Source organism: Cognatundibacterium oligocarboniphilum (assembly GCF_013377855.1).
GTDB lineage: Bacteria > Pseudomonadota > Gammaproteobacteria > Burkholderiales > Burkholderiaceae_D > Undibacterium > Undibacterium oligocarboniphilum.
Map to the genome: position 1 here is coordinate 23,753 of NZ_JABXYJ010000006.1, position 26,003 is coordinate 49,755.

General features: G+C 49.9%; 27 protein-coding genes and 1 pseudogene. 5 read left to right on the top strand and 23 right to left on the bottom strand.

All coding sequences use genetic code 11. The features are described from left to right. Positions 1–2: 2 nt before the first annotated feature. From HV832_RS11355 to HV832_RS11395, 9 genes are all read right to left on the bottom strand, one after another. Positions 3–1,043, bottom strand: coding sequence for an L-threonylcarbamoyladenylate synthase (locus HV832_RS11355; protein WP_176803967.1), 1,041 nt, complete (start codon positions 1,041–1,043; stop codon positions 3–5). Continuing rightward, complete coding sequence (locus tag HV832_RS11360; RefSeq protein WP_176803968.1) at positions 1,040–2,257, bottom strand: 5-(carboxyamino)imidazole ribonucleotide synthase; 1,218 nt, start codon at positions 2,255–2,257, stop codon at positions 1,040–1,042. Before HV832_RS11360 ends, HV832_RS11355 begins: the two co-directional genes overlap by 4 nt. A 337-nt stretch (positions 2,258–2,594) precedes the next feature. Further along, positions 2,595–3,101, bottom strand: coding sequence for a 5-(carboxyamino)imidazole ribonucleotide mutase (gene purE / locus HV832_RS11365; protein WP_176803969.1), 507 nt, complete (start codon positions 3,099–3,101; stop codon positions 2,595–2,597). A 2-nt stretch (positions 3,102–3,103) separates the two neighbouring features. After that, complete coding sequence (locus tag HV832_RS11370) at positions 3,104–4,000, bottom strand: phosphoribosylaminoimidazolesuccinocarboxamide synthase (protein ID WP_176803970.1); 897 nt, start codon at positions 3,998–4,000, stop codon at positions 3,104–3,106. Between the two features lie 85 nt (positions 4,001–4,085). After that, entirely contained in the window at positions 4,086–5,150 is a 1,065-nt protein-coding gene (gene fba / locus HV832_RS11375) for a class II fructose-bisphosphate aldolase (protein ID WP_176803971.1), read from the bottom strand. Between the two features lie 96 nt (positions 5,151–5,246). Further along, positions 5,247–6,683: a pyruvate kinase gene (gene pyk / locus HV832_RS11380; protein WP_176803972.1), complete on the bottom strand. Its 1,437-nt coding sequence runs from the start codon at positions 6,681–6,683 to the stop codon at positions 5,247–5,249. Between the two features lie 90 nt (positions 6,684–6,773). Then, positions 6,774–7,967: a phosphoglycerate kinase gene (locus HV832_RS11385; protein ID WP_176803973.1), complete on the bottom strand. Its 1,194-nt coding sequence runs from the start codon at positions 7,965–7,967 to the stop codon at positions 6,774–6,776. Positions 7,968–8,221: 254 nt separating this feature from the next. Continuing rightward, a complete protein-coding gene (locus tag HV832_RS11390; protein WP_176803974.1) occupies positions 8,222–8,545 on the bottom strand; it encodes an AzlD domain-containing protein in 324 nt (107 codons plus the stop codon). Further along, a complete protein-coding gene (locus HV832_RS11395; RefSeq protein WP_176803975.1) occupies positions 8,538–9,263 on the bottom strand; it encodes an AzlC family ABC transporter permease in 726 nt (241 codons plus the stop codon). Before HV832_RS11395 ends, HV832_RS11390 begins: the two co-directional genes overlap by 8 nt. A gap of 125 nt (positions 9,264–9,388) precedes the next feature. On the opposite strand from HV832_RS11395, the gene HV832_RS11400 reads away from it, so the two are divergent. The 4 genes from HV832_RS11400 to HV832_RS11415 are packed head-to-tail and all read left to right on the top strand — an operon-like array spanning position 9,389 to position 11,625. Next, a complete protein-coding gene (locus HV832_RS11400) occupies positions 9,389–9,589 on the top strand; it encodes a zinc-finger domain-containing protein (RefSeq protein ID WP_176803976.1) in 201 nt (66 codons plus the stop codon). Positions 9,590–9,602: 13 nt separating this feature from the next. Continuing rightward, a complete protein-coding gene (locus tag HV832_RS11405) occupies positions 9,603–10,034 on the top strand; it encodes a YybH family protein (RefSeq protein WP_176803977.1) in 432 nt (143 codons plus the stop codon). Positions 10,035–10,048: 14 nt separating this feature from the next. After that, complete coding sequence (locus HV832_RS11410; RefSeq protein ID WP_176803978.1) at positions 10,049–11,002, top strand: YheT family hydrolase; 954 nt, start codon at positions 10,049–10,051, stop codon at positions 11,000–11,002. 2 nt (positions 11,003–11,004) lie between these two features. Next, entirely contained in the window at positions 11,005–11,625 is a 621-nt protein-coding gene (locus HV832_RS11415) for a DUF2946 family protein (RefSeq protein WP_176803979.1), read from the top strand. 19 nt (positions 11,626–11,644) lie between these two features. On the opposite strand, the gene HV832_RS11420 is transcribed toward HV832_RS11415, so the two are convergent. From HV832_RS11420 to HV832_RS11460, 9 genes and pseudogenes are all read right to left on the bottom strand, one after another. Then, positions 11,645–12,439 (bottom strand): class I SAM-dependent methyltransferase, encoded by a 795-nt coding sequence (locus HV832_RS11420; RefSeq protein WP_176803980.1) that lies wholly within the window; start codon positions 12,437–12,439, stop codon positions 11,645–11,647. Beyond that, complete coding sequence (locus HV832_RS11425; protein WP_176803981.1) at positions 12,396–12,860, bottom strand: GNAT family N-acetyltransferase; 465 nt, start codon at positions 12,858–12,860, stop codon at positions 12,396–12,398. Before HV832_RS11425 ends, HV832_RS11420 begins: the two co-directional genes overlap by 44 nt. Then, positions 12,857–13,804, bottom strand: coding sequence for a glycoside hydrolase family protein (locus HV832_RS11430; protein ID WP_176803982.1), 948 nt, complete (start codon positions 13,802–13,804; stop codon positions 12,857–12,859). The genes HV832_RS11425 and HV832_RS11430 overlap by 4 nt, the downstream gene beginning before the upstream one ends. A 3-nt stretch (positions 13,805–13,807) precedes the next feature. Continuing rightward, positions 13,808–14,770, bottom strand: coding sequence for a glycoside hydrolase family protein (locus HV832_RS11435; RefSeq protein ID WP_176803983.1), 963 nt, complete (start codon positions 14,768–14,770; stop codon positions 13,808–13,810). 3 nt (positions 14,771–14,773) lie between these two features. Beyond that, positions 14,774–15,472 (bottom strand): WbqC family protein, encoded by a 699-nt coding sequence (locus HV832_RS11440; protein ID WP_218132031.1) that lies wholly within the window; start codon positions 15,470–15,472, stop codon positions 14,774–14,776. A 32-nt stretch (positions 15,473–15,504) separates the two neighbouring features. Beyond that, a pseudogene (locus tag HV832_RS11445) lies at positions 15,505–16,503 on the bottom strand (DegT/DnrJ/EryC1/StrS family aminotransferase); the annotation flags it as partial. Between the two features lie 255 nt (positions 16,504–16,758). Further along, positions 16,759–18,777 carry an O-linked N-acetylglucosamine transferase, SPINDLY family protein gene (locus tag HV832_RS11450; protein ID WP_176803984.1) on the bottom strand — a complete coding sequence of 673 codons (2,019 nt, stop codon included), beginning with the start codon at positions 18,775–18,777 and terminating at the stop codon, positions 16,759–16,761. A 33-nt stretch (positions 18,778–18,810) separates the two neighbouring features. Then, complete coding sequence (locus HV832_RS11455; protein WP_176803985.1) at positions 18,811–19,110, bottom strand: hypothetical protein; 300 nt, start codon at positions 19,108–19,110, stop codon at positions 18,811–18,813. Between the two features lie 54 nt (positions 19,111–19,164). After that, positions 19,165–20,754 (bottom strand): M48 family metalloprotease, encoded by a 1,590-nt coding sequence (locus tag HV832_RS11460; RefSeq protein ID WP_176803986.1) that lies wholly within the window; start codon positions 20,752–20,754, stop codon positions 19,165–19,167. Between the two features lie 27 nt (positions 20,755–20,781). Between HV832_RS11460 and moaC the strand changes: the two genes are divergently transcribed. Further along, entirely contained in the window at positions 20,782–21,282 is a 501-nt protein-coding gene (moaC, locus tag HV832_RS11465; RefSeq protein WP_176803987.1) for a cyclic pyranopterin monophosphate synthase MoaC, read from the top strand. 22 nt (positions 21,283–21,304) lie between these two features. Here the strand turns inward: moaC and HV832_RS11470 are convergent, their stop codons facing one another. The 5 genes from HV832_RS11470 to HV832_RS11490 form a co-directional block, all read right to left on the bottom strand. Further along, positions 21,305–22,789, bottom strand: coding sequence for a PglL family O-oligosaccharyltransferase (locus HV832_RS11470; RefSeq protein ID WP_176803988.1), 1,485 nt, complete (start codon positions 22,787–22,789; stop codon positions 21,305–21,307). A 469-nt stretch (positions 22,790–23,258) separates the two neighbouring features. After that, on the bottom strand, positions 23,259–24,026 hold the full coding sequence (gene tfpZ / locus HV832_RS11475) for a TfpX/TfpZ family type IV pilin accessory protein (RefSeq protein WP_176803989.1): 768 nt from the start codon (positions 24,024–24,026) through the stop codon (positions 23,259–23,261). A 76-nt stretch (positions 24,027–24,102) separates the two neighbouring features. Beyond that, complete coding sequence (locus tag HV832_RS17500) at positions 24,103–24,579, bottom strand: pilin (protein ID WP_176803990.1); 477 nt, start codon at positions 24,577–24,579, stop codon at positions 24,103–24,105. Between the two features lie 122 nt (positions 24,580–24,701). Further along, positions 24,702–25,154: a pilin gene (locus tag HV832_RS17505; protein ID WP_176803991.1), complete on the bottom strand. Its 453-nt coding sequence runs from the start codon at positions 25,152–25,154 to the stop codon at positions 24,702–24,704. A 282-nt stretch (positions 25,155–25,436) separates the two neighbouring features. Continuing rightward, positions 25,437–25,886 (bottom strand): pilin, encoded by a 450-nt coding sequence (locus tag HV832_RS11490; RefSeq protein ID WP_176803992.1) that lies wholly within the window; start codon positions 25,884–25,886, stop codon positions 25,437–25,439. Positions 25,887–26,003 lie beyond the last annotated feature (117 nt).

The window sequence follows — 26,003 nt, forward strand, 5'->3', positions numbered from 1 at the left end:
CCTCAGTCGTCTTTCAACAATTGTTCTAACACACCGTGCGAATCAAATGCAGCGCGGCGCAGGCGGTCATTCACCCCCTGCCAGTCTTTTTCCTGCGGTAATGCTTCGACCAGAATCGCATCGGCATGGGCATGATCCAGTTCGCGCAAACCGGCATACAGGTCGTGGGCATATCCGGCCGGTTCTGCCGGTAAATGACGCCAGTCGCTGGCATGAATCGCCGGATGCGCCTGATAGCTCATCAGCGCCAGTTTTTTACCTTTTTGCTGCAGGCGGATCACCACCTGATCCAGTATTTCGGAAGGCACCTGAACCACGGGGGTGCTGGGGGCATAATGTGCGTCCAGTGTGCCGGAAGCGCGCGGTGCAGCCGCATCCGGACTGGCGGGCAACACACCCAGCACGGCTTCGATCTGGGTAGCACTGATATGGCCGGGACGCAGCAAAACCGGACCATGCGTCGTCAGCCTGCTGAGGTCGAGAATCGTGGATTCGATACCGACCTCGCTCTGCCCGCCGTCCAGTACGGCGGCAATCAGCCCGCCGGGACGAGTTTCCTGCTCAAATTCTTCCAGCACATGTTCCGCCATGGTCGGACTTACATGGCCAAATTTATTGGCTGACGGTGCGGCAACGCCGCCCTTGCCGCCTTTAAAAGCCCGCAGTAAATCCTGCGCCACCGGATGCGACGGGCAACGGATGCCGATGGTGTCCTGGCCGCCGGACACCGCATCAGGAATATGCACGGCGCGTTTCAGGATCAGCGTCAGCGGCCCTGGCCAGAATGCAGCGATCAGACGCTCCGCTTCAGGCGGTACTGCGCTGACCCAGTGCCGGATGTCTGCTTCTGGCGCCACATGCACGATCACCGGATGGTTTTGCGGACGGCCCTTGGCAGCATAAATTTTTGCCACTGCATCCGGATTTTCGGCATCGGCTCCCAGCCCGTAAACGGTTTCCGTGGGAAATGCCACCAGCCGGCCGGCTTCCAGCGCTTCAGCGGCCTCTGCCACAGCGCAGGGGGTGCAGGCCTGCGCCTTCATGCCAACTCCGGCGCAACAATGCCCAGTATGTCGCATGCCTGTGCCAGTGCAAGCTGCGCTTCAGCGAGCGTCGCGGCGACAAACGTGATATGTCCCATTTTGCGCGCCCGCCTTGCTTCTGCTTTGCCATACAGGTGCAGATTCGCACCCGGCAAGGCCAACACCTTGTCCCACGCAGGTTCGCGTGCGATTTCGCTGTCCGGCTCGAACCAGACATCCCCCAGCAGATTGAGCATCGCTGCCGGTGAATGCTGACGCACATCGCCCAGCGGCAACTGCGCCAGTGTCCTGACCTGTTGCTCAAACTGGCTGGTGACGCAGGCGTCGATGGTGTAATGACCGCTGTTATGCGGACGCGGTGCCATTTCATTGACGACCAGGCTGCCGTCTTGCAGCACAAAAAATTCAATGCACAACACGCCGACGTAGCCTAATTCGCCAATGATATCGAGCGCGGCCTTCTGCGCTTTTTCTGCGACATCCGGTGAAACATGCGGACTCGGCACCAGCGTTGTGAACAGAATGCCGTCGCGGTGCACGTTTTCCGCAATCGGGTACACCTCGGCCGCCCCATCGACACCGCGCGCCGTCAGAACGGATACTTCATAAGCCAGCGGCAACATTTTTTCCAGCACGCAGACCTGCCCTCGCATCGCAGCGAATGCAGCGGCCAGTTCCTCACGGTCACGCACGCGCACCTGACCTTTACCGTCATATCCCATGCGCACTGTTTTCAGAATTCCGGGAAACAATGTCTCACTGGCGCTCGCCACATCCTTCTGATCGGCAATTCCCCAGTGCGGCGCAGGATACACGCCGGTTTGGGCGCCGCAACGGGTGAAGAAATGCTTTTCCACCAGCCTGTCCTGCGCGATCGATACGCAGTCGCCCGCCGGCGCAACGAAACCGCGCATGGCCAGCGCTTTCAGGCTGTCGGCGGGAACATTTTCAAACTCTGTCGTGACATGCCGGCTCAGTGCCGACAGGGCTGCCAGCCCATCCGGATCTTCATAACCGGTACCAACATGATGCTCGGCCACTTGCGCTGCCGGACAGCCTGCCTCCGGCTCCAGTACGGCGACCCGATATCCCAGAGACTGGGCGGCATGGGCAAACATGCGTCCAAGCTGGCCGCCACCCATGATGCCGAGGCAACTCTGCGGCGTGTTTGGCTGTAAAGGCTGACGCGGATGTGTTTGTTTGTCGATATTCATGATGTCAAACCAAATGAAAACAACTCCCGGCTCGGTTCGTCTGTCGCAGACTGGCATATCGCAGGAAGATTGCAAGAATAAGCAGATGAGAGAAAAAGCAGATACTCCCCCTCATATCGAAGAAAATACCCTATTCTCCAGGTAAATCAAGGCTCCCCATACATACTCCAGGGAGTATGTATGGGGGCAGCCAGCACATAAGCGCTTTACATACAACATGACCGGCACACAGCTCTGATTGCCGCAGCACAACGGCATCGTTTGCACGACAACTATGCCATCTCAGGCTGATCGCGCACAACGCCGTCAGTCACCGGCATGCCGGTGGATTCCGGCGTTAAGCTGCTGTGACCGGCAAAACCATGTCGCGTGCTGCCTGAGTCTGGCGTACACGGAACTCGATCAATTTCTGCGCCAGCGCTTCATCGGTCGTCGCCAGCATCGCCACGGCGGCCAGCGCCGCATTCGCGGCACCAGCTTCACCGATCGCAAACGTTGCCACGGGAATGCCTTTCGGCATCTGCACAATCGACAGCAAAGAATCTTCGCCACGCAAATAGCGGGACGGTACCGGCACACCGAACACCGGCACGATGGTTTTTGCTGCAATCATGCCAGGCAGATGCGCTGCACCGCCAGCACCGGCGATGATGGCGCGGATACCGCGTGCCCTGGCGGTTTCTGCATAGCTGAACATTTCATCCGGCATACGATGCGCTGACACGACCTGCGCCTCAAAGCCGATGCCGAACTCCTTGAGAATTGCAACCGCATTCTGCATCACGTCCCAGTCAGACGATGAGCCCATGACCACGCCAACCAGTATCTGATTTTGCTGAGTCATGATCATGCCTTCAGTTTTTCGCCAGTCAGACGCTCCAGCGCTTCCTGATATTTGGCCGAGGTTTTTTGCACAACTTCGGCTGGCAATGCCGGGGCCGGTGCGGTCTTGTTCCAGCTGGTAATGGTTTCCAGATAGTCACGCACGAATTGCTTGTCGAACGACGGTGGCGAAATACCGGTCGCATAGGAGTCCGCGGGCCAGAAACGCGAAGAATCGGCCGTCAGCACTTCATCCATCAGATGCAGCACGCCGTTGTCATCCAGACCGAACTCGAACTTGGTATCGGCAATGATGATGCCGCGCGTCGCCGCATATTCCGATGCTTCACTGTACAGGCGAATGCTGATGTCGCGGATTTGCGCAGCCAGTTCAGCGCCAATCCGTTTTTCCATTTCGGCAAAGCTGATGTTTTCATCATGTTCGCCCATTTCGGCTTTCGCTGCCGGAGTGAAAATCGGTACCGGCAATTTCGCCGCCTGCGGCAGACCTGCAGGCAAAGTGATCCCGCAGATGGCGCCGGTATCCTGATAATCCTTCCAGCCGGAACCGATGATATAACCCCGCACTACGGCCTCCACCATGATCGGCTTTAAGCGTTTTGCGACCACCGAGCGGCCACGTACCTGCTCTACCTCATCGGCAGCGACGACACTTTCCGGCGCAATACCAGTCAGATGATTCGGTACGATATGACCGAGCTTTTCAAACCAGAAATTGGCCATCTGGTTCAGTACACGGCCTTTTTCGGGAATCGGTTCGCCCATGATGACGTCGAACGCGGATAAACGGTCACTGGTCACGATCAGCAATTTATCGTCACCGACCGCGTAGTTGTCACGGACTTTGCCACGGCCCAGCAGCGGCAGAGAATGAAGAGTGGAATGAATTTGGGTAGTCATGGTTTTTCAATACTTTTTGATACAGCAGTCCGGCACAGCATAAATGCGCAGGGCGCATTGTCTGCGCCCTGTTGCTGACACCAGCTTAGTTCACGATTTGCGCCAGCGCGCCTTTTTTGTACTGCTCGGCGACTTTTTCCAGCGCCATCGGTTTGATTTTCGCAGCCTGACCTTCGCAGCCGAACGCCAGATAACGTGCCTTGCAGACAAGTTTCGCCGCTTCGCGCGCCGGCTTCAGGTAATCGCGCGGATCGAATTTACCCGGATTTTCAAACATGTAACGACGAATCGCCCCCGTCATCGCCAGACGGATGTCAGTGTCGATATTGATCTTACGCACACCGTTCTGGATACCGATCACGATTTCTTCCACCGGCACGCCATAGGTTTCTTTCATGTCGCCGCCGAACTGACGGATTTCTTCCAGCAATTCCTGCGGAACGGAAGACGAACCGTGCATCACCAGATGGGTATTCGGAATGCGTGCGTGAATTTCCTTGATACGGTCAATCGCCAGGATATCGCCGGTTGGCTTGCGCGAGAATTTGTAGGCGCCGTGGGAAGTGCCGATCGCAATCGCCAGCGCGTCGCACTGGGTTTGCTTGACGAAATCCGCTGCCTGCTGCACATCAGTCAGCAACTGTTCGCGGGTCATTTTTCCGTCAGCGCCGTGGCCGTCTTCCTTGTCGCCCATCATGGTTTCCAGTGAACCGAGCACGCCGAGTTCGGCCTCGACCGTCACGCCGATGGAGTGCGAAAATTTCACCACTTCGCGCGAGACTTCAACGTTATATTCATAACTGGCGACTGATTTGCCGTCTTCCATCAGCGAACCGTCCATCATCACCGAGGTGAAGCCGGATTTGATCGCTGCCATGCAGACTGCCGGCGACTGACCGTGATCCTGATGCATGACGACCGGAATATGCGGATAAGCTTCGACTGCAGCTTCGATAAGATGACGCAGGAAAGCTTCACCGGCGTATTTGCGGGCGCCGGCAGAAGCCTGCATGATGACCGGCGCGCCGACTTCGTCAGCAGCCTGCATAATCGCAGTCACCTGTTCGAGATTATTGACGTTGAAAGCCGGCAAACCATAGCCATTTTCAGCGGCATGGTCCAGCAATTGGCGCATGGATACGAGAGGCATAATTAACTCCAGAAGTACAATAAAAAATGGTTGATGCGCGATGGTTTGCCACGCTGGTTCACAATGAACCGCTTCAATCCGGCGAGCTGGCTTGCGTCAGCAATTGTCGCCAACTTTCACAATCTTCAGTGCATTGGTGCCGCCGACTTGTCCCATCGGTTCACCCCAGGTCACAACAATCATGTCGCCATGATTCACCACACCGTTATCGAGCAGCACACTTTCTGCCGATTTCAGCACCGTGTCGCGGTCCGGCGAATACGGCAGAGTGAAGGTGCGGACATTGCGGTACAACGCAGCCTTACGCTGGGTTGCGACACTCGGCGTCAGCGCAAACAACGGCACATTGATACTGTGACGGCTCATCCACAAGGCTGTCGAACCGGATTCAGTCAGCGCCACAATCGCCTTGACGCCAAGGTGATGCGCCGTGAACAAGGCGCCGTAAGCAATCGACTGATCGATCCGGGTAAACGCCAGATTCAGAAAATCGGCATCCAGTTTATATTCCTGGAATTTTTCAGCTTCCAGACAAATCGCCGACATGGCTTCCACGGTTTCCACCGGATATTTGCCGGATGCAGTTTCGGCTGAAGCCATCACGGCATCCGTGCCGTCGAGCACCGCATTGGCGACATCGGAGACTTCGGCACGGGTCGGCACCGCATTGACAATCATCGACTCCATCATCTGGGTTGCGGTGATCGCGAGCTTGTTTGAGGCACGCGCCATTTTGATCATGCGTTTCTGCAGCGCAGGCACGGCGGCATTACCCACTTCCACAGCCAGATCACCACGCGCCACCATGATGCCATCCGACGCATCGAGAATTTCCTGTAGCACCGGAATCGCTTCTGCGCGCTCGATCTTGGCGATCATCATCGGCTTGTGATTATACGGCTCGCCGGCAATATTGGACAACTGACGCGCCATTTCCATATCGGTCGCATTTTTGGGGAAAGAAACAGCGATATAATCCGCCTGAAACGACATCGCAGTCTTGATATCTTCCATATCTTTGGCGGTCAGCGCCGGTGCTGTCAGACCGCCGCCCTGTCGGTTAATGCCCTTGTTATTCGACAATTCACCGCCAATTTTCACGACGGTATGAATTTCATTGCCTGAGATTTTTTCTACGACCAGCACGATCAGCCCGTCATTCAGGAGCAACACGTCGTCCGGTTTCACATCGCGTGGCAATGCCTTGTAATCCAGCCCGACCCGTTCCTGATTCCCCAGCGTACAATCCGCATCGAGAATAAATTTGTCGCCGTTTGCAATCTGAATCCGCGTGTTTTCAAATTTTCCGATACGGATTTTCGGCCCTTGTAAATCAGCCATAATCGCCACTTCGCGGCCGCATTCTGCCGCAGCCTGACGTACCATCGCTGCACGGTCGATATGGTCTTGTGCCTTGCCATGCGAAAAATTCAGCCGGACCACATTCACGCCCGCATTCAGCATGCGCTTGAGCGTTTCCACATCATTGGATGCGGGACCTATCGTTGCAACAATCTTGGTAGCACGTAACATCGGATCTCCTGGCTGTTTTTTTATTTACATCTGTGGGACTGTGGGATGCAGACTACCCTGCATCCGGCAAAACAGTTTTTCCTGCTGTTCTCAGCGGGCTGCACGCTGTAACAGAATATCGACTGCAGGCAATACTTTTCCTTCCAGGAATTCAAGGAAGGCGCCGCCGCCGGTCGAGATATAACCAACCTGATCACCGATATGGTATTTAGCAATCGCCGCCAGCGTATCACCGCCACCGGCAATCGAAAAACCGGAAGAATCGGCAATCGCCTGTGCCAGTACTTTGGTGCCATTGCCGAACTGGTCAAATTCAAACACGCCGACCGGGCCGTTCCAGACGATGGTGCCCGACTGTTTGATCTGTTCCGCCAGTTTCGCCGCCGTGACCGGACCGATATCGAGAATCATGTCGTCATCAGCCACATCGGTAACAGACTTCACCGTGGCGGCAGCTGTGGCAGAAAATTCTTTTGCACACACCACGTCAACCGGAATCGGTACCGATGCGCCGCGCTGCGCCATAAGGTCAATAATCGCTTTCGCTTCATCCACCAGATCGGCTTCTGCCAACGATTTACCAATCTTGAGACCAGAAGCCAGCATAAAGGTGTTCGCAATGCCGCCGCCGACGATCAGGTTATCGACTTTATCGGCCAGCGACTTCAGAATAGTAAGCTTGCTGGACACTTTGGAACCAGCCACAATCGCCACCAATGGACGTGCAGGCTGCCCCAGCGCTTTACCGAGCGCATCCAGCTCGGCGGACAACAAGGGTCCGGCGCAAGCGATGGCTGCGAATTTGGCGATACCATGCGTCGTCGCCTCAGCACGATGCGCGGTGCCGAATGCATCATTGACATACACGTCGCACAAAACAGCCATTTTCTGCGCCAGTGCATCATCGTTTTTCTTTTCTCCCTTATTGACGCGACAGTTTTCCAGCAACACGACCTGTCCAGGCGCAACGTCCACGCCATCAACCCAGTTCTGCTTTAATGTCACCGGAACACCGAGTAATTCCGACAGGCGCACAGCTACCGGAGCCAAGGTATCTTCCGGCTTGAATTCGCCTTCCGTTGGCCGGCCAAGATGTGAGGTCACCATGACCGCAGCGCCGGCCTGCAGGGCCTGTTGTATCGCCGGTACCGAGGCACGGATGCGGGTATCTTCGGTAATGTTTCCGGCGTCGTCCTGAGGAACATTCAGATCGGCACGGATAAAAACACGTTTTCCCTGGAGCTGCTTACCTGCGATCAGGTCACTGAGTCGGTTGAATTGCATCGTGATATAAAATTGGCAAGGTTAAAAGAGAGGTGCGGTATCACTCCGGCAGCTATACCGATCACCATGAACGGATGATCTGTTTCGTCATTCATCGGAGTCAAACCGTTATTTTACCAAAGCCGCCGCCCGCACCACAGCGTTTTACACAGGATTTATTACCAGACCACCTGGATCCGGACAGACTTTACAACGTTAAAATCGAGGAAGATTTTCCTCAGTGCAGAAAAGTTTCCTGCAAGACGCAGGAAGATTCAGGCTACCAGACGGACAACGGTAAAGACCGCCATACCGAAAAAAATCGTTTGCAGCATATCTCGTCTTAGCAAGAAAAAAATCGTCGCCATCACGCCCGCCACCAGCCGGGGATTGTTGATGGTGAAATTTATCTGGGACTGATACAGCAGCAAATCCGGCACAATGATCGCAGCCAGCGCGCAGGCAGGTGCGTAGCGCAGCGCTTCCTGCACCCTTGGCGGCAGGTTGATGCGGTTACCGGCAAGCCAGAATCCGCTACGGGCAATCATGGTAGCCAGCGCCAGCAGCATTATCACGCCCCAGACTTCAAGATCACTCATCGTTACTCCTGTTCCGCGACAGCCACGGTTCCAGCCACTCTTCAAATGCCATTGCCGCGCTCATTCCGGCAGCCACTGCCAGCAACAAACCCAGCTTGTACGGAAAATTCAATGCCAGCAACGCCACAATACTGGCAACCACGACGCCCGCCACCGCAGCGCGGTTGAGCATCAGCGGCAGCATAACGCACAAAATCGCCAGCGTACCGGCAAATCCCAGACCCCAGCTGGCCGGGATCTGACTTCCAAGCAAAATACCAATGACCGATCCGGCCTGCCATGCAGCCCAATTCGGATAAATTACCGCTTTCAGATAAGCCAGCTTGCCGCTGGCATGCTGGAAATCAGGTAAGCGCTGCAGAAACAAACCAACTGAAATATCCCCTGTCAGATAGCCCAGCCATAAGCGGCTGCGCCATGGCAGGTGCAGAAAATGCGGGGCCAGAATGGCTGAAAAAATCACGAACCGCAGATTCACCACCACTGCAGTCGCAAAAATCACCCATAGCGGAGCATGTACGGCGATCAGGGGCAGCGATGCCAGTTGTGCGGAACCGGCATACACCAGGAAAGTCATACCCAGCGATTGCGGAATGCTGAGACCAGCCTTGATCATGGCGACGCCCACCACCAGCCCCCAGGCTCCGACGCCAAACCAGGTTGGCGCGCCATCTTTCAGCGCTCCTTTTCTGGCAGCCTGATCCGACTCAAAAGACATAAAAGTTTCTCTGAGGAAAAGTTAATTATTTTACCGGCAAATCAAAAAGGCCGCTGAGTCCTGACAGCTAGCTGCCGGAATCCGTTAAAATCGCCATTTGTTTTACAGACTTGAACGGAATCATCATGAGCACAACTAACGCTGCCAAACAAGTGGTTGAATTGCAAGCCAAAGACTTACCGGCACATTGCCCGAATCCGGCAATGCCGCTCTGGTCATCTCATCCCCGTGTTTTCCTTGACCTGTCGCATGGCGGCACCGCAACCTGCTCTTACTGTGGCACGCAATATCAGCTGGCGCCGGGTACGGTCATCAAAGGCCACTGATTCCCGTACCATCATGTCTGCGAAAAAACAGCTCAACGGCAGCGCGGATGAGGTGGAATCCGCCTTCTATGACGCCATCAGTCGCGCGGATCTGGATGGCCTGATGCATTTGTGGGCCGACGACGAGGAAATCGTCTGCATTCATCCCGGCGGATCGCGCCTGATCGGCCATGCAGCAATACGAGCTTCGTTTGAAGTGATCTTTGAGCGCGGCAGCGTACAGATTGCCGCCTCGCAATTACATGCCACGCACAATATGCTGACTGCGGTACATAGCGTGATTGAGCAGATTCCACGTCAGAGTGACGCCATACCGGACGTGCACATTCTGGCGACAAATGTGTATGTGAAAACGCCGCACGGCTGGCGCATTACCATGCACCATGCTTCGGTGGCCGCCGGCAAAGCGCCGCTGGATCTGTTCAAAGCCAGTGTGCTGCACTGATCAGACATGCCTGAATGAATTACCAATCACCAGCCTGGCTTCCCGGCGGACATCTGCAAACCATTTATCCGGCACTCTGGATCAAGAAACCCGACGTCGCTTTCCGCCGCGAACGCTGGGATGCGCCGGACGGAGATTTTGTCGATATTGATTTCATCGATGGCGAACCCGGACAACCGTTTCTGACGCTGTTTCATGGACTCGAAGGTTCCAGCGACAGCCATTATTCGCGGGCGCTGATGGATGCGCTCCGGCAACGCGGCTGGTCTGGCGCCATTCCGCATTTCCGCGGATGCTCCGGCGAACTGAATCGCGCACCACGTTTTTATCATTCCGGTGATGCCGGGGAAATTAACTGGATACTGCGGCGTCTGCATGCACAGCATACCTCCCGCTCAGCCGCCGGAGCATTCTTTGCGGCAGGCGTGTCACTGGGTGGTAATGCGCTGCTGCGCTGGCTGGGGGAATCGCAGCATGCAGCCGAATTTGTCACAGCAGCCTGCGCAGTTTCGGCACCGCTCGATCTGACTCAAGGCGGTGCTTCACTATCGCGCGGGTTAAACATGCTGTACACCCGCATGTTCCTGAAAACCCTGAAACCCAAGTGCTTGCAAAAACTGAATCAGTTTCCCGGCTTATTCGATAAAAACCGGTTGCTGGAAGCGCGCAATTTGTATGAATTCGATAATGTCGTGACCGCGCCGCTGCACGGCTATCTGGACACCGATGACTACTGGCACCGTGCCAGCGCCAGACATGTGCTGCATGACATTACCGTTCCCACGCTGATTCTGAATGCCAGGAACGACCCCTTTCTCCCTGGCCGGTATTTACCGCAAACCGCAGCATCCTGCGTGCAGCTCGATTACCCGGAACACGGCGGTCATGTCGGTTTTACTACCGGTCACCTGCCAGGCCAGCTGGACTGGCTGCCACGGAAAATCCTGCATTTTTTTAACGAAAGATAAACATGGATGACATCGTCAGAGCCGCCATTGCCAAATGGCCCAATGTCCCGCATTGCTACGGCTGGCTGGCGCTGGATGCGCGCGGCAACTGGCGCATGCGCGACGAACGCTGCCAGGCACTGAACCTGCAGGGCGACATCATCCGCCACCCGATCTTACTGGATTTCATTCACCGTAATTACCAGCACGATCAGGACGGCCAATGGTATTTTCAGAATGGCCCCCAGCGAGTATACGTCGATCTGGAAGCAACACCATATATCGCACGGACAGATCATCAGGGACTTGTGCTGCATACCGGCAAACCAATGTGGGCACCAACTGCAGCATATATGGATAATGCAGGTATTTTGTATTTTGTTGAAGGACAAGTTGTTGCGCGGGTGGATGATCGCGATTTAACAGAATGTCTTACCTGGCTCAGGCTGCAAGATACGCTCCCTGCCGATGATCTGCTGGAAGCGTGGCTAGCTGGGGAACATGATTCAATTGAATTACAAATTGAATTTCCTTTTGCCTCCAATTCATCCCGCCTGACACTGAATAAAAACCAACTGAACGAACTGATGCAACAAGCAGGATATATTCGACGCCCCGGCAAATCGGAAAACCGCTGCGGATGAGACGGCTCAGTTCAGGGTGTTATCTGATGATGCGAGCTCCGCGTTCGCATAACAGGAAAATACTGGAACATAAATCAGGATATTGCTGCCCAAGAGCATAACATCCATCCAGATATTCCCTGGAAATAATGTCCGTCTTGAGTAAGCGATCCCATTGAAAATTGGCCATCGCTTTAAAAAAAATACCCGAGCGATGAATCACTCTGAGTCCAGCTGCCGCAGCATCGCGCTCCAGAGTGTCTAAGGTATAAGTACGGCGATGTCCATGCGCCAACTCGGCAGATGTCACTGCCGTATTATGTGAGATCAATCCCATCTTTACCGCAATCTGCCGTGATGGAGCATTGGCATTCGGACACACTAAAAAAAAACGTCCATGTTCGCTCAACCATTCATCATTGATCCGTCTCAATATATGCACGGGATCATCCAGATGTTCCAATACATGCGTCATGAAGATATTTTCATATTTCTGAAGCAATTGTGCATGCTCAAAAGTAGTATGGATAAATTCAATCTGTTGAGGTAATTTTGACTGTGCTACGCCAATCGCTTCTGCCGATGCCTCAACACAGGTCATGTTGTCACAATATGCCATCAATCGCTTTGTCAAATCACCTTTAAAGCTGCCTAGCTCCAGTGTACGTCCGGCCTGCAGAAATGGACGAAATGACTGAATCATATAGGGATGGATCACATCAAAATCAAAATTGTAAGCATATCGATGGTCTGCCACATCCTTTATTTCGACATCGTAATTACGTTCAATACTAGACAATAGGAACTCCCAAAGATAAATACATCGTTCGGTCATGCTCGCTGATATGTGTTTCCCGGAAACCATGCAGCATATAACACTGGTATGCGGCATCATTCGTCACATTGACCTGTAATTCAATTCCTGCGTAAGCTTCTTTCTCCGCATGGAGAATACAACGACGTAGCAGTTGCGACGCCAGCCCCTTTCTCTGCGAGTCCAGCGTAACGCTGAGATTCGTAATAAATACGTTCTGGCCTTGCTCACAATTGCAATATGCCGCCAGCAATCCTTTTAATTCAGAACCATCCCAGATTTCAAACCGCTCAGCAGCAGAAAGAATTTTTTCTATATACGATCCGATATCAACACGTTGTTGCAATTGCGTAAAAAATTTCCGGTCGCATTGCGTAAAGTGCCGCAGCACATCCTGCTGTGTTGCCGTATTTTGTTTGAAGATAAATTGATGCGCAGTCATTCTAATACTGCTAAACCAAATCCGAAACGGCCAAACTCATTACCGTTATAAAGCAGATAAATATTTCCATCACTTTCGAATACATGTGGATAACACTGCATGTCGCTGTCCCATGTCCCGGGAGTGCCGATCAGTTCAGGATTGGTATCATCCCGGTGCCAGTTACAGAGATCATCTGACCAGGCATGACCAATCCGGTAACCACGCGTCGTATTACGTCGGAAATCAAACGACTCCCGGTAACAAAAAAACATATGGTAACGATCTCCAATTTGAATCACCGATGGCAGCGCCTGACTTTCATCTCGTCCTAATCGGTCAGGAATAATCTGGCACCCTTCCTCTTTGATCCAGTCAATACCATTATCGGAAACAGCATGACCTATTTTATAGATTCTGTCTGGCGCAGCGTCAGGAGAGTACTTTTTCCAACCTGTTCCAAAGATATACCACATGTGAAAACGATCATCGATCACCTTCACAAAGCCATCGCCAACCAGACAGGGTTCGTGCAGTGATGCGGAAAGAATGGGGCCATCACCGATTCGCTCAAATGTATCTCCTTCATCCCGGCTCATCGCCAGTCCGATAGCTGTTTCAACAGATACAGAAACACGACGGCTCCAGCCACACGTGTAGCCGTATATCAGCCCATTATGGCGAAGTACATTGATAGGAAAAATTCCATGTTCATCAAAACATCCCAATGCTCCCAATGGCATGACCGTATGTTCTGAAATACGAAGTATCTGCTGTAAATTTCTGGTCATATCAACGAATGCGATATGACTTCGGAACTTTCCATTCGTGTCAGTTGATCTGGTAGAAAAATAGATACGGATAAAGTCGTCAAATAACAATGTTTGCGGCGATTGTGCAAATTGCAAACGCTGTCCAGGGAAATCGAAGGGATCAAAAATATTTCCTAATTTACGCCATCGCATGATTTATTCCAATTTCCCATCCAGTACAGCCATTCCAAAGCCAAATCGTCCGACCTGATTTCCAAGATACAAAAGATAGGTCAGCCCATCTAATTCAAATACATGCGGATAGCTGATCATTTCAGCATCCCAGCCTGATGCGGAGACATCGATACCGGCACGGCTGTCATCTCGTGTCCAGTCTTTCAAATTGTGGCTATACGCGTAGCCGATACGATAGCCTTTCTGGCTACTCCGGTATCCCTCACTGTACCGGTAGCAAAAAAACATGTGATAGAGACCATTCGCATAAAATACATCAGGACTAGCCTGAGCCTCATCTTCTTCGATACGGTCAATGATCAGATTTTTATTTAACTTCACCCACGAAATACCATCAGAGGATTCTGCCATTCTGATTTTATAAACTGGCTCCGGGCGCCCATCGACAATCTTCCATTTAAAACCGGCAATATAAAATAAATACCAGGTTCCATTGAAATAGCGTATTTTCGGCCCGCTCAAAATAAAAGGTTCTGAGGGAGAACAGGACAATACGGGCCCTTGTCCTAATTTTACAAACGCTCTCCCATCGTCATCGCTTTCTGCAACACCAATCGCAACATTAAATGGCACAGATTCACAACGCGTCCAACCGGCATAATAGGCACGAACCTTTTGATCATGGCGAATCACGGATACGGGATATGTGCCGAACTCATCAAATTCCCCTAACCCTCCCAAACTCAGAATTGGCTTCGTCGCAACAGACCTGATCTTAAACAGATCTTTCCGATCCAAATCGACATAAGCCGAATAACTGACATAATTTCCATCGTCATCGGGTCTGGGACGACATGAAAAATAAACCCGTACCACATCATCCATGATCAACGTTGCCGGTGCCTGCGCAAATTCAGCCATCCATTCAGGACCATGTATCTCTTGGGGTACAAATATTTGTCCTAATTTTTTCCAATGAAACATAACTTAAATGATTGTGTAGTAATCAGAAATCCACTGTTTAACACGGACAACAGGGTTAAACATCAAAACATCAATAATAGAAAGCCAAGGCACAAACGGTGCTGAAAACTGTGGGTATTCAAAAGGAGAAGGCTGTAAAAACTGAAGCTCTAACTGATTTTCCCTGAAAATCTGTCTATCATACAAAAAGGTGCCGCCAATGGCATTCATGTATCTATCCGCATTCAGCGCCTGACAGATGGCAATCACCTTATCTTGTCCTTTGAGCTCCTGATTAAACGATAATTCCGATGAGAAACGGATTTCAGTCTGGATGTCTAAATACCGGCAAACTAACTGCACAGAGTGGTAAATGTAATGAAATAAATTCCGATCCTGACACATCAGTATTTCAGTTAATAACGGGAAGATTTCATCAAAAAACGGAGCTCGCGCATAAGCCCCGGCAAATTGCCGAAGTAATTTCTCAGGCTCATAGTCACTTGCCAATTCTTTCTCGACAACATCCAGCGTGTCCGAAGATTTTTTCAAAGGAAGAGAAAAAAATGCATCATGTCCATTGAGCAGCAGTCGATTGCGGTTAATCCAGCCTTTCTTGGTGTATTTGATGTGATCATAAATGACAAATATGTCGGCCGCCTCAATCAGTTGAAAATAACCGATGTATGGTAAAAAATACGGCTGCATGATGGAGACTATCACTTACTCGCTCTTATCAGAATGTATTAGGAGTCTCAACAGGGATTGGCAATCAGCTGGCAAATCACATCCACAACTGACATTTCAAGGTCAGGATAAATTGGCAGGCATAAAATTTTCTGAGAAATATCAAGCGCCACAGGCAAATTGTCCGGATGAGCAGACGATAGTCCCCGATACATAGGAAATTGCGAGATCAACGGATAGAAATAGCGGCGCGGATGAATGCCCTTTTCTTTCATTAAGTTATAAAGGGTATCTCGTGTCAAAAAATAGTCCTCATGTACCAATATCGGAAAATAAGCATAGTTAGCCACACACTCCCCGGAGCCCTGAATACAAGAAATACCCGGAATACCTGCTAATTTCAGGCGATAGGCTTCATCAATTTTTTGACGACATGCTAAAGCGGAGTCAATATGCTGTAACTGCAGCAGGCCAAGTGCTGCATTGAATTCACTCATTTTCCCATTGATCCCCGGTGCAACAACCGTGGTCTCGCCCACATGGCCAAAATTTTTCAGTTGATCAATCCGTACTTTCGTCTTCTCATCAGGACAGATAATCGCCCCACCTTCAAACGTATTAAAAACTTTTGTGGCATGAAAACTCAATACGGACAAATCACCGTATCGCAATATACTGCCACCAGCATCCTGCACACCAAATGCATGAGCCGCATCATAGATAATTTTCAGATTGTAATTATCAGCAATTCTCTGAATGCCATTGACGTCACAAGGATGCCCATAGCAATGGACCGGCATAATGGCTGTCGTATGGGGGGTAATCGCTGATTCAATCCTCGCAGGATCAAGATTCAATGAGTGTGGATCAATATCTACAAAAACCGGTTTAATTCCATTCCAAAGCAAAGCGTGTGATGTCGCAACAAAAGAATAAGGTGTTGTGATGACTTCACCTGTAATGCGAAGCGCCTGCAAAGCAGTCACTAATGCGATAGTGGCATTCGTAGGTGGGTAGGAACAGGCTATTGCTAGCCCATTCCCCCCTAAGAACCGTGCTTGCGACTTTCATCGCACACGGCTCAAGCCTATTACGCTATTTTCTAAAAAAGAAAAAAATCGTATTTTCTAAGCTTCCTATCAGGAAGCCGGCTTTACTACTTTCAAACCTTTGCTATGCACTTGGGTNCACATAACGCTGCTTCAAATTTCTGATGAAATTCACCACCATTCGTCAAAACCCTGGTTTCCCATATTTTTTCCAAATACGGGATCAGGTCGTTAAGTGGTGGCAAAGTTGGTTTAGTAACAAAAATATTTTCTTTACTCATAAGCACCAGCATCACCGGAAACTGGAAAAATAACCTGATTATTGGTCGTTACTTCTATTGCAGCCGGCGGTAATCCTTGACACCATCGTTCCCACATCGCACGAAACATATGTTCAAGATTCGCAGCAAATACATCTGTTTTTGAAAAAGGCGCATTTAAAAAACGACTACGCAATGTTTGTCTTATGATGCTTAAACTCTCCAAATCGGACGCAACCTGCTTTCCCCGCGCAACGAAGTCAGCATGATCTTTTGCTCCAAATTCCTGAATCAGGTTGACCTCAGACAAATTTGCGGAGGACTGCCGCCCAGCAGGAATCGCTCCGGTCAAAGTCAGAGTAGGAACACCCATCCATAACGCATGGTTAGTTGTCGTGCCGCCTGTATATGGGAATGTATCAAGGCAAATATCCACTTTGTGATGTAGCGCAAGATAGGTATGCATATTACTGCGATTATGAAATTCAAGCCGCGTTTTTGGTATGCCCTCCTGCTCAAACCAGTGCCATAAATGTTCATATCCACCATTAGCAGGCAAACCAGCAATCAGCATTTTCGCTGTCGGTATTTCCCGTAGTAACTGCGCCCATAACGCAACGACTTCCCTGCCGATTTTATCAATCCGGTTAAAACTACCAAACGTCATATAGCCATTTTGCAATGCTGGCAAAGTATTGACATCGGGTGAATCCGAAATGGGCAAGAAAGGAACTGTCAAAGGTAACCGGGCAATTTTCTCAGTGAATTGATCATCTAATTCAAAAACTGGCAGGAAATGTCTTCCTGCCAGATAGTAATCCATAGCCTGCAAGCCGGTAGTTCCCGGATAGCCAACCCAACTGACTTGTATTGGCGCGGGCTTACGGGCGAAAGTCAATAAGCGATGTTTTCCTGTGTGACCAGATAGATCAATCAATATGTCGATATTATCTGCCAGAATTTTTTGTGCAACCTGATGATCGCTCAATCCAACAATTACCTGCCAACGTGGAATAAATTCTTTAATCCGCTGCGTGATCTCATCTTCTGTTTCATGGTTGTAATAGACGAATAAAGACAGAGATGGGGAATGCTGCAAAACAGCCAGGACGGGCTCCAGAAAAAACGCAACAGCATGCGCACGTAAATCAGCCGAAACCAGTCCGATCCGGAGTTTTTTCTGCGGATCCTTCACATTATCGTGTACTGGCCACATAGCGCGGAATGGCGATTCAAACTGATCACCAAACCGTTTGTGCTCCTCGAATAACTGCTGTGCAGTGAGCTTGTTGCTATGGCTCAGACAAAACAATAATTGTGTATATGCCGGAACCAGGTCAGGTTGTTTACGCAATACGGTGCGGCAGACTTCCACTGCATCATCAATCCGCCCGAGCTCTCTGTAGACATCAGCAAGATTGCCATATGCGTGCAAATAATCAGAATCAGCCTGAATTGCTATTTGATAATGCGCCATCGCTGACGTCAGATCACCAGAATCTTTCAGTGTGGCAGCCAGATTACCATATACCTGTGCATAGCCTGGCGCCAGCTTTAATGCTTGCTGATAACTGTCAATTGCATCCTTAAAACGCTTCATATCCCCCAGCACGTTACCTCTGGCCACGTAGGCATCCACAAAATCAGGTTTTAATTGAATTGCCTTATCGTAAGAATGAAGTGCAGCATCGGGGTTGTTTTGAATAATTTGTACATTTCCCAAATTAAAATACGCTGCCGCATAATCAGGATTCAATTCAACTGCTTTACGATACATGGTGACTGCATCCGGAATTTTTTCCATCTGCAATAAAACATTACCCTTATTGAGATAAGCACGAGCTAAAGCTGGAGCCATTTCGATGGCACTCTCATACAATTTTAGCGCCTCATTAATCTGACCGTTTTCTTCCAATTGATTACCGCGATCAATCAATTGCACAGCCTGCTCGCTTTGACTGATCTGCGTTATTTCCTTTGAGGATTTTTGCGTCACGCTGAATAAGGCTTGAATCCGGTTAAATATTGTCATACCTGATCTTTGTCGGTGATGTTTTGAGTGAATTTATAGTTGACGAGTAAGCCAACTGGTTAATTGATTCACCTGTTCTGCTGATAATCCTGATTCGATCAGACGCCATTTAAATGCATTACCTAATTGCGCCTTTTTATAAAAATTTAATTTATGTTTTGCTTTAAAACCTTCCAATTGCTGAAGCAGCTTCACAAACAACTCTTTTTGTTTTCTTTCGACATATTTATTGTTCTTATTAACAACTTCCGTCTTGTGTCTTTCCAGATAAAAATCTGCGAGGGAAGATCCAAATAATTTTTCATCTTTTGCATCAAACCAATTGAACACCATGTCCTCCTGTTCTTCATATCATTTCAAACGTACAAGCAAAATTAATACCTGCATTTACATGGTTAATTTATGTTTTCTCTCTCCCGCCAGTTCTTCTTTGTGCTTTTCTTTCCATTCCCGTTCGAAGGCATCGATGACGGACTGTTCATAAAATCCCGCATCTTTTTCACGTCGGGCGATATCGAGCTGCTGTAAAGCAGGAGTCCAGGTGTTCTGAATTGCATACGCCTCTGCCAGCGCAATATGCTGCAAAGCTTGTTTTCCCTGCGCATCATATACCTTGGCCAGTAAATTCTGCAGCCTGGCATCCTGCCGGTATAAGCTGATCTGATCGCGGAGAAATACGCCTGCGGCTTCCGTCTTTTTTGCAGACAGCAGTGCCTCGACATACTGGTACACCAGTCCGCGCGACAAAGGTAGCAATTGCATCGCTTTCTCCGCTTCAGCGACCGCTTCGCCATCTCGTTTTTCTGCCATCAGAATATCAATCGCAACACTGACATAAGCGCTGCTGGTCGTCAGCACGCTCTTTTGTGAAGTCAGTTTTTCGGTTTTTGATTTTGCCGCATCCAGCCATCGATGTGCGGCGGCGAAATCAAACTGTTTGAGCGCAACTAACGACAGACCATATTCTGCGGCAATCTTATCCTCATCTTTTTCCGATTTCAGCTGGCCTTCAAAGAATACCTTTGCATCCATCAGGCCTTGTATGGTTGCGTCCTGCAGTATACGAACTCTTGCCTTGGTTAAAAAAAACTCCAGACTGTCGGCATGTTGTTTGTAACGCTGGTCGAGCATACGGGCCTGAATATCGGCAATCCGTTCACTGGTCAGTGGATGACTACGCAGATAGGCGGGCGCATTGTCTGTGTAGTTGCGCATCGACGCCTGGAGACGCCCAAAAAAACTCACCATGCCGGAAGTATCAAAGCCGCTGTCACGCAAAATCTGGAACCCGACGCGGTCAGCCTCCCGCTCCGCATCACGGCTGAAATTCAGTTGCCGCTGAATCGCCAGTCCCTGACCACCGGTCGCCAATGCAATGGCAGCATCCGGGCTGGTACGGGCCGCCAGCACCGCCAGTGCCAGCGCCGCCAGAGGAATCAGGGAATCAAATTTCTGGCTGGTCAGCATCCGCGCAATATGCCGTTGCGCCACATGACCAATCTCGTGCCCGATCACGGATGCCAGCTCAGATTCCGATTGCGCAGCCAGAATCAGCCCGGAATGCAGCCCGATAAACCCACCCGGAAAAGCAAACGCATTCAACACCGGATCACGCACAGCAAAAAATTCAAAATCATAGGCTGCCTCACCCCGGGCATCCGGACGGGCATCCAGCATTTTATTACCGAGCCGGTTCAGATATTCCGAAACCGGGCCATCATCCATATAGTCTGGGTCTCGGCGCACGGCGTTCATGATCTGCTCACCCAGCCTGCGCTCCATCAGCGGAGACAATTCCTCTCTGGAAGTGTCCCCCAGAGTCGGCAGATTCTGGGCCGCGGCATTAACTGTCAATATTTCCGGCACGACGAAACAGGTCGCCGCCAACAGTGATGCGCGCAGAACTTTTTTCGTCACCAGCCCGATCCGACCTTGCGCGGTGCTATCATTCCCGCTGACTGGAAATACTTCTGACATATTCAACTATCCCTTCCGTACATCCAAATGACTACTGAAACCCATCACGCAGGCCTGACGCATTTTAATCAGGCTGGTCAGGCACATATGGTCGATGTCGCTGATAAACAAGACACGCACCGTATTGCCATCGCAACCGGCCTTATCCGCATGCGCCCTGAAACGCTGTCCATTATCAGACAAGGCAATGCCAAAAAAGGAGACGTGCTTGGTATTGCCAGAATTGCTGCCATCATGGCGGCCAAAAAAACCAGTGATCTGATTCCTCTCTGCCATCCTCTGGCACTGACCAGAGTTGATGTTAATTTTAACATCACAGAAGAAGATGCTTCAGTGCAATGCAGAGCACAAGTAGAAACTGTCGGCAAGACAGGGGTTGAAATGGAAGCACTGACTGCCGTTCAGGTCGGTCTGCTGACAATTTACGACATGTGCAAGGCAGTCGACCGGGGCATGGTCATGAGTGATATCCGCGTGCTGGAAAAACACGGTGGAAAATCCGGTGACTGGGTAAGTCTGATCGACTGATCGCAATCAGACAGTATACGGTTTATGGTGCATCACGTCGCGGCATGCTGAGGAAAACCTGCTGATAGCGCGCATCCAATACACCTTTCGCTTTCCAGTAATCGAAATACTCAGGATAGAGATCAGGGTGCAGACGCTGCAAAGTCTGCATCGCACGGACAGCCTGCTCCCGCTTGCCATTCAATGCAGACACTTCAGCCAGCTTATTCAGGATATGGACAAACCCGAAACGCGGCGTCCAATGTTCGACGAATGCGATATCCTCGGCAGACATTCCTTCCGCTGGCGTGATTTTCATCAGATGAAAATAAGCAAAAAACTGAGGAAATAATGTCAGCCGCGGTTGCTCCAGCTGCTTCAGATCGACCAGATGACCGGTCTGTTCCCAGCGCAGGATATTAAAACCGCGTACCACGCGTTGATAATCCCAGGTGATTCCCATCATGCAGAAAAGCGCAATTGCAGTAGCCGCGACCGCAACGTCCTTACGCAACCGGACTGTCGCCGCCGCAGGCCATCTGTACTGATGGAGCATTCCTGCCATAATCAGAACCGGAAACAGCACATACCCGTACCATAACGGGAACTCCACCAGACTGTGCACACAGGCTGCGACCAGGCACATACCGGCAAACTGCATGGGCAAATCTTTTTTAGGCTTGATATAGACCTGATAAAACCACCAGAACAAACCTGCTACCATCAGGCCAGTCAACAACCATCCCGTTTCTGCCGCCAAGTTCAGCACAATATTGTGTGCATGCTCGGCATAGGTCGTGGAGGGAAAATCTGCCGCAATATGCACCTGCTCCGAACCAAAGCGAAACCATCCTGCCCCAGTCCAGAGATGATTTGCTGCTATGTCCCATGCCTGCCGCCATAATCCAATTCTCTCTGAGCGCCCTCCTACATGATCCGCTGCGGAACCACCATGCACGCCGGCCAGCCCGGCAATTTTAGGCAACAGAAAAACACCGGCTGCATACATGCAACCAAACCATGCTGCCGCTTGCCAACCGATTGACTGGCGTACAGGAGCATTCCAGACGAGGATGGCAATAAATAAAGGGATAATAATCCAGCCAATCCTGGATTGTGTCAGCACCAAGCCAGCCAACAGAAGAACAACCGAACATATTGCCACCTGTATCCGTAACTTCTCTTGTTGAAACAGATAAGTTGTCGCCGCCAGAGAAAAGCAGAGCAATAAAGCCAGCTGGTTCGGCTGCGCCACATTCGCGTATGGCCTTTGCAAAAATGAACCGGCAGGCATATACATGACCAATGGAGTGAAATCCAATCCCAGTAATTGCACAATCTGCATCAAAACCGACAACCAGCCAGAAATCATAAAGACGATTGCCAAAGTCTGGCTCAAAGAGTCACGTTTTATTACATTGCTTGCCAAGGTAGCGCCCAATATCAACGCCAGTACCGCATACAGAAGATACATCACGGGGAAGAGCAGATCGTACCCATCATCACGAGCCTGGAAAATCCATTGCATACAGATAACCAGGATAAGCGCAATAGGAAGCAACACGGCCGTGGGCAACACCCAGGCTAGACTAGGGTAGTGCACAGACTGAACACTGTTCGGACGCTCTGCACTGAACAACAGTGAAAGTGTCATTCCCCAAAAAATCGCAAGTTCATTAAAAAAGGTTCGGAAAGGATGCAGGTGAACCGGAATCAGATACGCTCCTGCAATCCCAAATCCGAGCCAGAATAAAGCCCAGACATAGTTTTGTGCTTGTTTTTTTTGGGAAAAAAATGAAAATAACATGGAAGTCACAGGACGGAAATAAGTGTTTGCTCATCTCTCCGTTAACACAATTTGGTTCCGGCGATAGAAGCACTGGTAGCGACTTTACACAAGCAGTGAACACACAGCAAGGCTTCGCTGTCGTGCTTTCATTCAACGTCACGCAAAGCGGTTATTAAAATAAGTTTAATTGAACGCAGCTGGAAAAATCTCAAAAAAAACCGTCTTTTTCAATGAAACCAACTGGTTGTGCAGAGATTGCATCAATCAATACCAGCCAGTCGCCACCGCCCTCTCTGGCAATCAAAGGTATAAATTTTAACTGGCTCTTGGGACGCCCAGTGGCTTTGATCCGCTCGTCAATCAGCTCCTGATCGGCCGGATATTTCTGGTAAAGAAGTTCCACAGGCTTTCCCGAACTCAATACCTGGGGTACAGACAAACTATAGTCTTGCCAGAAAATGGGGCGCAAACCAATATCCACACCTGCCAGCGCCTTATCTGCAGCCTCCATTTTTTCCTGCTGACTCCTGAACGGTCGGGTTCCGGTTAATCGTGGCCCTGTCATTGACAAACTGCGAAAATCCGGTGACGCCTGGGACAAATCCTTTTCCTGCACTCCAGCTGCGGAAACCACACGGAACCGGCTTCCTTCAAACACCAGCGCAACGGGCCTCGCAAGATAAACAGTATGTGTGCCGTATAGCAACCCTGCCAATTGGACACAGCCAATAACTAAGATATCTTTGAATAAAACGGATCGGGATTTTCTGGAATCAAATATGACCAGCGTCAGCATTGGCCCAAGGAACAGATCAACTGTAGCCACCAGAATCAACAAATTAAGACCACCAGCCATTCTGCTATAAGGCCAAGGATACCAGAGCAACAATACTAGTCCGGCAACCAAGGAAACAACCAGCGCAGAAACCAGTAAATGAATCAGCGCAGCCTTGATGCGAATTTGAAATTCTGACATAAATAAGAAATAAGAAATGACATGGGGAAACTATCGTCTACTTTAAATGCAATTCCCTTGCCTACATGATTGAATTTTATTTACAAGCCACTGGACGATATTTAGCCGCCAGCGTTCCTCCTGTGCAACTCCAGGTATCACCACCATCTGTTGTTACTAACGTAATATTGGAGCCGTTTGCCTGCCCGTCAGTGAGTGTTCCAGTCAAGGTTCCATTAGGAAAAGTACCGGTCATCGTAGAGCTGACAGTTGCATATTTTCCTTGCAGAGTTGCAACAATTTCACTGGGCGCCGGATTGGATGTCGGGGCAACAAATCCCGTTGGCCAGGTATTTTTTTGATGAGCATATTCAGAAACCGTTACCTTCATCCCTCCAAGCAAATCAATAACCTCTGTCACTTGGGCGCGAGTCGCATAATCATTATAAGCAGGTAAGGCAATTGAAGCGAGAATGCCGATAATTGCCACCACAATCATCAACTCAATCAGCGTGAATCCTTGTTGAAAATCTCGATTTCGGTGGTACAAAACTGCAGATAAATGGCATTTCATTATTTCCCCCAGAAAGTGATTGAAAATATTCTTTCTGGGGTAGCAAATTTCAAGCCTGCCTTACCTATCTGTCAAGCAACAAAAAATAGTCTGACAAAAAATATTTTATGAAAACCAGAATATTACTTGCAGGCAACTGGACGATATTTATTGGCAATAGTCCCGCCGGTGCAATCCCATGTATTGCCGCCATCAGAAGTGATGAATGTGATCGTGCCGGTATTCGCCTGACCTGCTGTCATCGTTCCTGTAATAGTACCGTTCGGGAAAGTGCCAGTCATAGGTGAAGTGACTGTCGAATACTTACCTGTCAAGGTAGCAGTCAACTCTGTTGCCGCCGGTGTCGCAGTAGAGACAACAAAAGCTGTTGGCCATGCATTTTTCTGATAGCCATACTCCGATACCGGAGCCTTCAAGCCTCCGATCAGTTCAATCACCTCGGAAACTTGAGAGCGTGTTGTATAGTCATTGTATGCTGGCAAAGCAACCGATGCCAGAATACCGATAATTGCCACCACGATCATCAATTCAATCAGTGTAAAACCCTGTTGTATTTTCTTTTTTGCTACGCTCATTATATTGCCCTGAATAAATACTGAAGACCGCCAAATATTTAGTTTCACAAATCTGTTGCCAGTATCAGGATAGTAGCGTTAATCAAACATGACTCCAAGTTTTCCGTACGGAAAAAAAGAAACGTAATTTATCATTTGTGACAATTCTTTACGTAACCTGCAAAATCAAGATTCATAGGCAAATCGGATGGGAAATTTTTCCGGGTTTCGATATCGACCATATTTTCAAAAAAATAAAAAAAAGACACTCAAAAGAGTGTCTTTTTCTTTAAATCGACTCAATTACTTACAAGCAACTGGGCGATATTTGTTCGCAATCGTACCACCTGTACAAGACCAAGTATTGCCGCCGTCAGAAGTGATGAATGTAATAGTGCCGGCATTCGCCTGACCTGCTGTCATCGTGCCAGTGATCGTTCCGTTAGGGAATGTACCTGTCATCGGCGAAGTCACAGTAGAATATTTACCAGTCAATGTTGCAGTCAATTCCGTTGCTGCCGGTGTCGCTGTAGAAACTACAAATGCAGTTGGCCAAGCATTTTTCTGATAACCATATTCAGCTACTGGCGCCTTCAAACCACCGATCAACTCCACTACTTCAGAAACCTGAGCGCGTGTTGTGTAATCATTATATGCAGGCAAAGCAACCGATGCCAAAATACCAATAATTGCCACCACGATCATCAATTCGATCAAGGTAAAACCTTGTTGTACTTTCTTTGCTACTTTCATATTAAGACTCCAGAGAATTAATTTAAAAATGACCCACTACAGACTCAGCAAACAGCGTGCCAGAGAACAATGAAGTCATCAACCACTTACCGGGAAAGACAAAAATTGAAAACTTTG